Genomic DNA, 12,474 nt, shown 5'->3' with positions numbered 1-12,474 from the left:
AACACTGTTCGCGCAAAATCAGCCATAAGATCTTGTAACAAATCAAAGAAAAGCGATGATGCAATACGAATTAAAATGCTTAGATATTAATATCTAAAACATTACCGTGAACACGCTTCCATTTCTTCGCGTAAAATTTCAAGCTCTAACCATTCTTCTTCTTTTTGTGTGCAAGTATTTTTCTTTTTTTCCAACGTTGTTGATAAACGCTCAAAACGCTCTTTATCACTGCGATAGAGAGCTGGATCAGAGAGTTCTTGCTCAATTTTTTTGATTTCGTCCTGCAAAACAGCAATTTCTTCAGGCAATTTTTCCAATGCATAAACCTGCTTATAAGACAATTTACTTCGTGTTTTTTTCTCCCGCCCTATCAAGCCATGATCTGTTGATGTGTCCTGCTTTGAAAGCTCTCCCGCATGAGATTTTGAAGGTGCTTTACGCTGCGATAATTCTGTTTTTTTGCGTTGTAAACGAAGAGCATGCTGGTTTTGCGCCATCATATCACTGTAGCCGCCCGCATACAAAACCCAATGACCATCACCTTGAGGTGCCAACATATGCGTTACAGTACGATCTAAAAAGTCTCTGTCATGGCTGACCAACAATACAGTTCCCGCAAAATCAGCAATAAATTCTTGCAACAAATCCAAAGTTTCCATATCCAAATCATTGGTCGGTTCATCAAGAATCAAAAAGTTTGCAGGACGAGAAAGAAGTCGTGCAAGCATGAGGCGTGCTCTTTCTCCCCCGGAAAATTCTTTAAGGGGAGTGCGTGCTTGTTCCGGTGAAAATAAAAAGTCTTTCATATAAGAAACCACATGCCGCTCCAGCCCATTGATCACAAGAGTATCACCTCTTCCTCCCGTTAAATAATGCGCTAAAGTTTCTTCTTCATTTAAAATACGTTGCTGATCAAGCAATGCCATAGAGAGGTTATAGCCATGCCTCACCGTTCCACTATCCACGGCTTCTTGCCCAATTAATGCAGAAAGGAGCGTTGTCTTTCCGATTCCATTGGGTCCTACCAACCCGATTCGATCACCCCGCTGAATGCGCAAAGAGAAATCTTTCACGATAATGCGATCACCATAGGATTTTGAAATTTTCTTTGCTTCAAGCACCAATTGCCCAGAATCATGACTTTTTGCTGCTGTCAAAAGTGCATTTCCCGGCTGCCCTTTATAGGTTTGATGACGCTGTCTTAAATCTTTTAATTCGCCTAAGCGCCGTACATTACGCTTACGCCGTGCGCTCACGCCATAACGCAACCATTGCTCTTCACGAGCAATTTGGCGCCCCAATTTATGCTGTTCGATGGCTTCTTCTTCCAGTGCTTTATCACGCCAATTTTCAAACTCAGAAAAACGCTTTTCCAGTCTTTTGGTTGTGCCACGATCAAGCCATACCGTTGACCGCGTAACATTTTCTAAAAATCGCCGATCATGGGAAATCACCACAATCGCTGAACGCAAAGAAGCTAAAACAGCTTCCAGCCATTCAATGGTTGGTAAATCAAGATGATTGGTTGGTTCATCTAAGAACAAAATATCGGGTTTTGCAGCAATGGCCCGTAACAGTGAAACACGCCGCTTTTCGCCTCCCGAAAGCGTTTCCAATTTTTCCGCCCCAGAAAACCCTAAATTTGTGCGAAGCGTATTGATCCACTGGACATCAGATGTATCGTCCAGCCCCGCTTCCATATAAGCATTAATATCTTCAAATCCTGAACAATCCGGATTTTGTGAGACATAACGGAGCGTTACTCGCGGGTGGCGAAAAATTTCGCCACCATGAGGCTCTAATATTCCTGCGGCAATTTTTAATAGGGTCGATTTTCCACAACCATTACGGCCGACCAGCGCAATACGCGCCCCCTGCTCAACCGATAAACAAGCTTGATTGAGCAAAGGCGTTTTTCCAAAATTTAAGAAAATGCGGTCAAGCCGCAGAAGCGGCACCGCCATTAACGAACGCGGCGCGGACAAGGTGCTTTATACATCACCCCTCTTGCATCACGGTAAGCACATAATTGTCGTACAGGAACTCTCTGTCCACAAGGTGCTTGGTAAACATGCCCTCTACGACCACGATACGTGCACAATTGTGATACCTGTCTTTGTTGTTTTCTTTGATTTGCAGCTGCACCTGTTACTGTTCCAGCCAAAGCACCAAATGCTGCACCGGTCAGTGCTGCTCCAGGCGTACTTCCAGCAATAGCAGTTCCAGCCAAAGCACCGATTGCTGCTCCTCCTACGCCGTAACGTGCAACGCGTTCATCGTTTGTAGTACAAGCGACTGAACTGAAACCAATGGCTGAAACAACGGCCACTTTAAAAATTGATTTTAACATATCAAAACCTTTCCTTCTCAAGATCAATACATATATCGTTTATGTCGGCACTTCATCACTAGGCCCCCCCCTGCCTTATTCAAAATATATTGGAAGAGCTTTATGGAATAGGTACAGACACTAACAATATAGCTTTTCCAGAACCTAAATGGCAAGAAAAGGTTCCACAAATACGGTTAGAAAGTGTTAAAGAAGAGCCAAATGACACATTTTTGTCACAAATTGGCCATTTTACCCCTTTAAGAGTTAAACCTTTTAAATCAGAAAAACCGATAATACTAAACAAACATCCCTTAGGCAAATCATACGAACAAGGTTTTGACAAAACTGGCCAACCTTCTTCCAAACCGCTTGTCAACAACACTGAAATACCCCTTTCAGCCATCATCAACGCTTGCGTTATATGAGAAAGGCTGTGATCACTTCGCTCCCCTCCCAAAGCACCGCACAAAATAAGCTTTTTAGCGCCATTTTGCAGCGCTCTTTCACATGCCAGAGCACTATCTGTCATATCTTTATCAGAGGGAAAAACTTCACGCGGAACATGACTATATTGACGTATTAAATTCTCATCTGATGAATCAAAATCCCCTAACCACAACTCAGGCGTCGCATTAAGCGCTGCCGCATGACGCATACCACCATCAGCAGCAATTACCCGACTGTTTTGAATTTGATTAAGCAAACGATCAGTGATATGAACATCCCCATTTAATAATATCGTAAATGTTGTCATGCCATACTTTGCCTTTCACAAAATTTTCTTTACAGTGCATCTTTTTATAAGTGAGAGTCATTTTTTATAAACAAAAAGCATGATATAGCCAAACGAATCCTTATCTCTAATGCCTTTCTTAAAGAAACATACGATACAAAGATACAAATGCAATTTGCCAAATTACTCCGCAGAAATAATGTGCACCATGGTCCAACGCACCCCATTTTTCTTTTTCGCTCGTGCCTGTATAAAGCCACTCTCATAAGTTTAACGTTTCTCCTTTCGGCTTGTCATACACCACTTTCTCAAAATGATAGGCTTTCTTCCACTTCTTCTAAAACGATCAAACGTACCAACAACCACAATATCTATGTCACATTAAGCGCTCTGCAACACCCACGTATTCTGCAAATGTATGGTGGCGCTTATCATGATGCAAAACTTGAACACCTTTTAGCAAAGATTGTCCGTAAACTGGCAGTTGCATCACATAGTTCTCATCAAAGCTATTCTGTAACAATTTTAAACTCAGAAACTGTCAATGCCTTTGCGCTCCCCAATGGCTCGATCTACATCACTCGTGGTATGCTGGCATTAGCCAATGATTCTTCAGAAGTTGCAGCCATTTTAGCCCATGAGATAGCACATATCAGAGCCAATCATGGCATTTTACGCCTGCAAAAAGAAGCCCAATTAAAGATGACCAATCACATGTCTTCACGTCTTCTTTCTTCTATTGGCAAAAAACTTCATAACCCTATGCAAAACAAGCAACAACTCGCGCAATTTTCCCGCAATCAAGAGCTGGAAGCTGATTCCCTTGCACTCGAAATGCTCCAACAATCAGGATATGATCCATTTGCTTCACCGCGCTTTCTTCAAACAATGGAAGCCTATAGTGCTTTTCGTAATATCTCCGGCACCCAAAATGCCTCTCTAGATTTTCTAGCTTCTCACCCAACCACCCCTCAACGCATTCGGCTTGCGATAGAAAAAGCGCGTAAAATCAGTAAAGGGAATAGTACAATATCCGATCATGATTCTTTTCTCAAAAGCATTGATGGCATGATTTTTGGAGGAGGCTTTTATACAGGTTTTGTACGAGGCAACCAATTTATTCACCCACAATTGCGCATAGCTTTTTCTGTTCCAAATAATTTTACAATAGAACATTCAGCACACACTGTTTGGGCCAGTGGGCCAGATAAAATTGCGATTCGTTTTGACGCTATTCCACATCCTGCTGAAATATCTGCGAGTGATTATTTGAAAAGCGGCTGGATTCTCGGGCTAGACCAATCATCTATCCGCCCCATCACAATTCAAGGGCTCCCCAATCAAGAATTTACGCGTCAAGGATTCCAAAGCCAAAGTTTACTTGGAGCACAGGCCTATGCTACCAATGATCAATGGCAATTTGATGTGGTTGCCATTCCATTCAACAACCACATCTTTCGTTTTTTGACGGCCGCTCCACATAATTCTCGAAATTTTGCAGAGGTTGCCCAAAAAACGCTACAAAGCTTTCATTCTCTTTCATCTTCACAGTTAAAAAAATTGCAGCCCTTAAAAATCCGTGTTGTTCGTGTTAAACAAGGAGAAACCGTTGCAAATCTTGCAGATAAAATGCAATACACACCATATAAAGAAAAACTCTTTCGCATCCTCAACGCCCTCTCACCAACGCAAACTTTACCCGCAGGTACCAAAGTAAAAATTATTACAGAATAAGCCCTTTTTCTCATCTGCTACAGTTTTAATTCTTTTCTATCTGTATCACGCCCTCCCCCTTAAAGCATATTCGAAAATAAGGAGGAACACTTTAAAATCCAATTTCATCATGCCTCTATAGGCCTCCGTGTGATACATATTTTCTCCAACTAACTCTGCCCCCTGTCTTCCTCTGTTTATCAGTAGCGCCCCCAAGGAGGCATATTCCTAAACAAATATGCCCCCCCCTAAAACTGACTTCATCATATTCTCATATGCCCCCACTTAATATATTCTCTTTCCTCCTCCCCCCCCAAAGCATTTCACTGCTTATATATCGTAAGCGTCTTCTGAATGAACCGTAAGGAGAGCAGAACGCAATTTTTGCAAAGCCCTAGCTTCAATTTGACGCACGCGCTCTTTCGAGATTCCTAACTTTTCACCCAAAACTTCGAGAGTCGCCCCCTCTTCATTTAAGCGACGAAAGCGAATAATTTCCAACTCCCGTTCGTTGAGAATTTGCAACGCATCGTAAAGCCACTGTGTACGCCGTTGACCATCAATGACTTGCTCAATTAAAGCATCAGGAAGAGGACTATCATCCACCAAAACATCCATCTTAGCAATGGGATTATCACTATTCTCAGAAACAGAAACACTCAAGGAATTATCAGAACTGGAAAAACGAAAATCCATCGTTTCAACATCGCGCACGGAAACGCCAAGCTTTTCAGCGATTGTGCGAAAAATATCCTGTTTTGACAAAGCACTATCATCTTGTATCAGTTTTGCACGCAAACGCCGAAGATTAAAGAAAAGTGCTTTTTGCGAAGAACTCGTTCCCCCTCGAACGATTGACCAATTTCGCAAAATATAATCTTGAATAGAAGCGCGTATCCACCACGTTGCATACGTTGAAAAACGCACTTCCCGATCAGGTTCAAAACGTGCAGCTGCTTCCAATAGTCCCACATACCCTTCTTGGACCAAATCTCCCAATGGCATTTTGAAACGTTTAAAGCGATTAGCAATAGCAATCACTAAACGCATATGAGCCGCTGCAATTTGATGCATGGCATCATCATCACGTTTGTCTTTCCACCGCAGAGCCAAATCATGCTCTTTTTGTCGTTCAAGATAAGGTGCTTGCATAGCAGAACGCATCATATTACGTCCTAAGCTTTTGTCTGCATCGCTATAATTTTTGCTGCTTTTATAAACAGCATTTGAAAGATTACCCATAATAACCCCTTGCGATTAAAATTATCAAAATTGATTTGGCAACGACATCATTGTTCTTTGCTTAAAAAGAACGCAAAAGTTGTTAACTTCTGTACCTACTACTTTAACGTGTAATTTTATAATCGCAATTGTTTTTTTTACTGTCATGGTAAAACTTCTTGTCATAAGACACAATTTCACCTGCAAAATGCCTTTACAACATGCCTTTTAGCCTATGAAATATTTGAAAAAACTTTCTCTCCACTTTTCATGACAAAACAGCAAAAAAAATAAAGTGATCACGCAAAACAAATGCTGTTTTTTGATAACCAATTCCGTTTCCTTTTAAATTGAAGAATTTATTCATGCTTTCAGCTTTACAATACAACTAATAAGTGTAATTTGCAAATATAAAGCATCTAAACTGAATGAAAACTGAATAAAAAAAGAATCATTCAAGTTTTAAAGGCGCAAAGAAACAGCAAAAAATGACAAGAGTGATTGAAGCAAACGCAACAAACGTGTTAAAGAAAGAGCACCATTATGAAATTGTCGCAAAAAGCTTTTGACCAGTGTCACACTGAGAAAGAAAATGATCATGGATAGCAAGATTGTTCAACAGAATGAGATTCTTCAAGATGATATTCTCATTGAAAAACACGGAAGGGGTAAATTTGAAGGTTTTCGTTTTTATGCCAACAAAAACAGTACCGATCAAATAGCTGAGAAGCAAATTTCAACAGAGAATGAGAATTTGATTCTTGCTTTTTCCAAACGCGCGACACGTTTTTGTGCTTGTGCAAATGGAGATTTTACCCTCAGTTCTGATGGAATTGTGCGCTGGATTGGTCAACCCGTAGGACAACTTGTAGCAACAGAAGATTTTTTCAAACCAAAACTGATTGTTTTAGCAGATGAACAACTCACGGGAGAATCCCGCAATAACGTTGTGAAGCGATTAGAACGCTTTGTCACCTTTCATTTTGAAACGACTTTAAAACCCCTGTTTGATTTGCGCAATGCTGATAATTTAACGGATTCAACAAACAGTCTTGCTTTACAACTTTTTAACTCTTTAGGGATTTTACCACGCCGCGAAGTTTTAGACATTGTCAAAAAACTTGCGCAAGAATCACGTGCCGTGCTTCGGCGTCTAGGCGTGCGTTTTGGCGCTTTTCACATCTATGTTGCCGGAATGCTTAAACCTGCTCCGGTTCAAGCCATTACTCTCCTGTGGAATCTTCAAAATGCGGGACAAGATCAAACTGGTTTGGGTGAAATTTTTTCAGCATTATCTGCTGGTCGAACCTCTTTGATTGTTGACCCTACCTATAACCGCCAATTTTATCAATTAGCCGGCTACCGAATCTTAGGGCAACGTGCTGTACGGATTGATATTTTAGAACGTCTTGCCAATCTCATCCGCCCCGCACTTCATTGGAAACAAGGAAGTGATCCCAGACCCGATGGAGCCTATGATGGCAAAAGTTTTTTTGTTACACCAGCTATGATGTCCATTCTTGGGGCCAATGGAAACGATATGGAAGAAATCCTCAAAGGACTTGGTTATCAATCGTACAGTATAAGCAATACTGTTTTTGAACAAAATCTCTTTGCACACCAAGCCTCTTCCCCTGTCAATGGGGCAATGCAAGATGTTCCTGCAGCAGAATGCGTTGGAAGTCAATGGCAAACAATAAGCGATTTAGAAACAACACGAGAAGAAAAAAATACCTCATACCCAAACACTTTATCCTCTGGTATTGAAAAACATCTCCATAAAACCAATCGTTTACCAGCAGCTGAACCTGTTGGGAATTTTGCCAAATCCCCTCGCTCTACAGAAGAAGGTAAAGTTATTTTATTATGGCATTATAAGCATCAATTTCACCACCACGCACAAAAAAAACATGATAAATTAGGAAATAAGTGGCAAAATAAATCGAAGAACGCTGTAAAAAAAGCGGAACACACAAATGAAAATTCCCCTCAAGAAGCACTATCACAAGCAAAACGCTCTCATAAGTTCCACAAATCCCAAGGAAAACATGCAAATCATAAGCCTTTTCACAAAGAAAAGCGCCTTAATCCTGATTCACCTTTTGCGAAACTAGCTGTACTACGCGATCAACTCACCAATCATAAAAACACGCACCCACTTTCCTCTAAAGAGAATTAAAGTAACAAATGGAGTTTGATCTTGACCCACGTAGTAACCGACAACTGCATTCACTGCAAATATACGGATTGCGTTGAAGTCTGCCCTGTTGATTGTTTTTATGAAGGGGAAAATATGCTTGTTATTCACCCCGATGAATGCATCGATTGTGGTGTTTGTGTGCCAGAATGCCCAGCAGAAGCGATTTTACCTGATACAGAACCAGGATTAGAAAAGTGGTTAGAACTTAATCTTCATTATGCAAACAAATGGCCTAATCTAACCACCCGAAAAGATCCCCTTTCTCAAGCAAAAGAAATGGATGGCGTTCCAAATAAATTAGAAAAGTATTTTTCAGAAAATCCAGGAAGTGGCGAAGAGTAATGATACAGTGTACACCCTCCTCCTTCAACGACTGAAAGACTTCTCTTGTAAAAATAAAAAAATCCTTAAGCGAAATGATTGATTCTTTTAAAGTTTGATGTTAGTGTTATTTTAACATGATCATCTTTCTAAGTATTTTTCTTTGCTTTTTACAGTAAAGCAATGTATTTTTTTTGGATTTAAAAGTACTCGGCTTTTATGCTCACTTAATTGGTACAATATACTTGGTTAAAGAAAACTCAACCCTCAGGTTTATAACCTGTTTTCCGATACATTTGTTGATCATAAGGGAGTAAACTAAAATATGGCATCCCAACATGGAACGTCTTCCAAGACCAAAGAATTTGCAACCTCTGAATATATCGTCTACCCTACACATGGAGTAGGACAAATTATAGCGATTGAAGATCAAGAAGTTGCAGGACATAAATTGAAACTTTTTGTCATTCATTTCGCGAAAGATAAGATGGATGTCAAAGTCCCCATTGCAAAAGCCCTTTCCGTTGGAATGCGTAAATTATCTGCTAGTGACTCTGTCGAACGTGCCTTAAAAGTTTTACGTGGAAAAGCACGTGTTAAACGGACCATGTGGTCACGTCGTGCACAAGAATATGATGCCAAAATCAACTCAGGAGATCTTATTTGTATCGCCGAAGTGGTCCGTGATCTTTTCCGCTCTAATCTACAACCTGAACAATCTTACTCTGAGCGCCAACTTTATACAGCTGCTCTTGAAAGAATGGCCCGCGAAATTGCGGTTATTAATAGTCTTTCTGAAACAGAAGCTATCAATCTCATAGAGATGCATCTCTCCAACAAGCCGGAACGCGAGTTTAAAACTGAGAGAGAAGAAACAGATGAAAACAGTAAAGCTGTCTACGCTGCATAATACACTCTCTCATCATAATGATGATATTTCGATAAAACCAGCGAAAAGCTGGTTTTATTTTTTAACATCCTCTCTGCCCTTAAGGACAAAGTTTCTTAACCAGCGCCAATCTATAAACAATCTAACTTTTCGACAAATTCCTCCTTATTTTCTTTCTTCATAGATAACAAACTGATTAATCATCATAATCTAGCATTATTCATATTAAATTAGAATCTTGAATATGGTAAGATTACTCATTTCAAATTGCTCTCATGTTGAATTAATCAAATCACTTGCTTGTCAATCACAAGCGAGGCTGATCTGTGGGTAAAAACTGTACAAAAAGAGCAAGACACTGTCTCAAGCACCAAAGGATATACCAACATTGGAATCTGGCAAAATGTGTAAGGCAGCAGGCTTGCTTTTTCATGAAGCGTAAAGATCATAGTGCCGTTTATACACTACACCGAGACTTTACCATTTACCCTTCTACAAAACCATTATAACATTCAAAAACGCCGTCATAAAATGGATGCCACAAATATTGAAAAATATTCCTTTTAAAAAACGCGTGACGGTACAACATAAGCATATTTTGTCTTGGGCGCTCTATTTTGTATGAGAAGCATTCCTCCTCATTAAAGAACGCGATAAAAAAAAACATGAACTAAAACCATCATCTCCATTCTGTAAAAAGCATGCCAAATACTTTTGAAAGCAGTAAAGCTAACGTAAAAAATAGCAATAAAAATGAACGTTAGCATTGCCCTTTCAATTTCATATTTTTCCCAAATGAGGTTTCTCATTTCAGAGATTACGAGATATACGCAATATTCTTACTCCAATCGGACACATAAAATCTAGAATGATTCATAGAACTCTTAAAAGTCTCAATCTCTGTTTCAAACAAACCGCTAAAGATTGGATATTCTCAGCAGGAATTGTCCAGATATCATCTTCAATCTGATCTTCACGAATATGACGCAAAGGATTAGTATGAACGCCTGTCAGGATAAGCAAACACAAAGCCAGTTGTGTTATGTTTTGTGTTTTACAGAGTAACTGATAAAAAACCGGCACATCTCTCCAATCCATGGCTGGTAAGCTTTGTTTTTTATGACGTTGTTTCCCTAAGAGCGCGCGTGCTTTTATCGTTGCTTGTAAATCAACATCCAAACCCTAATGCAACCGCATGTTTAAGACAAAGATTAAGACGCTTCAGTGCTGTCTGAGCTGTTCCAGCTTTTGCATGCCAAATGGGAGAAAGCGTATTGCGTATCTCAGTTTGCGTAATCTCTGAAACGGGCAGACAGCCTAATTTAGGGAGAATATAAAGGCGTAAGTGTAAAAACCAATCACAAGCTTTACCATCTCTTTTTAATTCAGCTTTACGGCTTTCAAAAGCATCCAACACGATATCTTTTAAATAATAGAGATTGCGCATTGCCTCACGCTTTTGTTTCTCACGTTCTTTAATGGGATCACGCCCCTCACGTAAAACAGCCCGCCACCCAGTTGCCAATTACGGGCTTGTTTTAAAGAAACATCTCTCAAGGCACCCAAGCCCATTTCGCAGCCCCCCGGAAAGGTATAACAGTAAATCCATTGACCACCCCCATCTCTTACGTTTGTGAAGAAGCAAGCCGGCACCATCGTTATATTTGTCAGCTCGTGGGTGTTGTGCTACAGCCCTTGGCTCTTAAGACAATTCATAAGAGTCCTTTCTTATACAAATTTTATCCACACACTCATCCCGCTTGTGACGTGCAAGCGAGTGGTTTTGATTGATTCTAGATAGAGAGATTTGAAATGAGTGAATCTTACGTTATTCGGGGTTCTAATTCAATATGAAAACAGTGAATTATATATATAAATCAATATATTGTCTAGTGATGAACAGATAACAAAAAATCATAAACTTAGGTAAGCACCACCATAAAATCACTCATAAACCAGCTATGAACTGGAGAGTCGTACCGGCTTTGATAAAATACTTTGCTCATCCCCATACACAACACATTTGGTTTTAAGTTTACTTATTTTTACAAGCTGTTCGCAACAAATCCCTTATATTCACAAAAATAAGAAAAATATATGGACAATTCTTAGTTCAAAAATATGAAAAGACAGCGTGATATTCATAGAAAAGTCTCATGTACCTTTATCAATCAAAAGCACTAAAGATCATTGAATGTGCACACCTTCTGTCTTGTAACGGTTGTCTCTTTTCTGCTCATAAGAAAGCACGCTGGCATCAGCATACACTTAATCCCAATGTTACAACAATTCTTACATTTGAAAGTATTCATTATAGACATTTTTTCCTTTTTTATAGAGTTTTTACTCACATACCATCCCCACTTGTGACCGAAAAGCAAGTGATTGTCATTGATTCAACATGAGAGAAATTTGAAATGAGAAAATCCTACGATAGACCTTCCATTCAAGGCGCAAAACAACAAATGATCTTTATAAATCAATGTGATGTCGATCTCTATTTTTTTAAGGAGAATCACATGTCACAATATAAGCCTATAGACAACCATTGCCTTAAATATTCTCATAAAAAACACCGATATGCTTAAAGCCTTACATAGATCAACTGCCTTAAACGATGATATTTTACGGTCTAATAGGATTCTCTCTATAATCAATAAAGATTAAGTGCGATACAAAATGATTCTATTACTGAGCTAACTTATATCAATACCCAAGCTCTTAACGAAGTCATCATAAAAGACACTGATACAAGTAGCCCTTTATAGCCTCTCAAGAAAACAAGAAAATCATCTCCCACAATAGAATCATTTCTCTACGGCAAAACTTTATCCCACATATGTTCCCAAGAAAAAGCGAAAAACGCATCTTACCCAATGCATTCACTAATGAATCAAGAGAAACTTACCACTGAAAGAGATAAAACGCTAAAGTTTTAACCACTAAAACGGAACGCCCACGATACATTCCCTGTTCCACATCGATAGAAGACGATGCAAGAGAACCTCAACATTCATCTTAAAGCGAAAATGCACGCCCCAAGCGTGCATTGATCGATGAAATAA

General features: G+C 39.6%; 8 protein-coding genes and 1 pseudogene. 4 read left to right on the top strand and 5 right to left on the bottom strand.

The genetic code is table 11. The features are described from left to right. Positions 1-101: 101 nt before the first annotated feature. From ACFIK3_RS02695 to ACFIK3_RS02685, 3 genes are all read right to left on the bottom strand, one after another. Complete coding sequence (locus tag ACFIK3_RS02695; RefSeq protein WP_273790552.1) at positions 102-1,964, bottom strand: ABC-F family ATP-binding cassette domain-containing protein; 1,863 nt, start codon at positions 1,962-1,964, stop codon at positions 102-104. Then, positions 1,964-2,350: a hypothetical protein gene (locus ACFIK3_RS02690; protein ID WP_273790493.1), complete on the bottom strand. Its 387-nt coding sequence runs from the start codon at positions 2,348-2,350 to the stop codon at positions 1,964-1,966. Before ACFIK3_RS02690 ends, ACFIK3_RS02695 begins: the two co-directional genes overlap by 1 nt. A 100-nt stretch (positions 2,351-2,450) precedes the next feature. Beyond that, a complete protein-coding gene (locus tag ACFIK3_RS02685) occupies positions 2,451-3,086 on the bottom strand; it encodes a thiamine diphosphokinase (RefSeq protein WP_273790494.1) in 636 nt (211 codons plus the stop codon). Between the two features lie 147 nt (positions 3,087-3,233). Here ACFIK3_RS02685 and ACFIK3_RS02680 point away from each other — a divergent pair, with 147 nt between their 5' ends. Next, entirely contained in the window at positions 3,234-4,799 is a 1,566-nt protein-coding gene (locus ACFIK3_RS02680) for a M48 family metalloprotease (RefSeq protein WP_375658031.1), read from the top strand. A gap of 309 nt (positions 4,800-5,108) precedes the next feature. Here ACFIK3_RS02680 and ACFIK3_RS02675 read toward each other — a convergent pair whose 3' ends face one another. Then, on the bottom strand, positions 5,109-6,020 hold the full coding sequence (locus tag ACFIK3_RS02675) for an RNA polymerase factor sigma-32 (RefSeq protein WP_015856975.1): 912 nt from the start codon (positions 6,018-6,020) through the stop codon (positions 5,109-5,111). 577 nt (positions 6,021-6,597) lie between these two features. Here ACFIK3_RS02675 and ACFIK3_RS02670 point away from each other — a divergent pair. From ACFIK3_RS02670 to ACFIK3_RS02660, 3 genes are all read left to right on the top strand, one after another. Further along, a complete protein-coding gene (locus ACFIK3_RS02670) occupies positions 6,598-8,178 on the top strand; it encodes a hypothetical protein (RefSeq protein WP_375676208.1) in 1,581 nt (526 codons plus the stop codon). Between the two features lie 21 nt (positions 8,179-8,199). Then, positions 8,200-8,541, top strand: a complete 342-nt coding sequence (fdxA, locus tag ACFIK3_RS02665) for a ferredoxin FdxA (protein WP_273790498.1) — start codon at positions 8,200-8,202, stop codon at positions 8,539-8,541. A 304-nt stretch (positions 8,542-8,845) separates the two neighbouring features. Next, a complete protein-coding gene (locus ACFIK3_RS02660) occupies positions 8,846-9,430 on the top strand; it encodes a CarD family transcriptional regulator (RefSeq protein WP_273790499.1) in 585 nt (194 codons plus the stop codon). A gap of 903 nt (positions 9,431-10,333) precedes the next feature. Here the strand turns inward: ACFIK3_RS02660 and ACFIK3_RS02655 are convergent. After that, a pseudogene (locus tag ACFIK3_RS02655) lies at positions 10,334-11,054 on the bottom strand (tyrosine-type recombinase/integrase); the annotation flags it as partial. Positions 11,055-12,474: the final 1,420 nt, after the last annotated feature.

Source organism: Bartonella sp. CB10SXKL (assembly GCF_042195515.1).
Taxonomy (GTDB): domain Bacteria; phylum Pseudomonadota; class Alphaproteobacteria; order Rhizobiales; family Rhizobiaceae; genus Bartonella.
The sequence above is the reverse complement of the archived record's forward strand: the minus strand, read 5'-3'. Positions and strand labels throughout refer to the sequence as shown.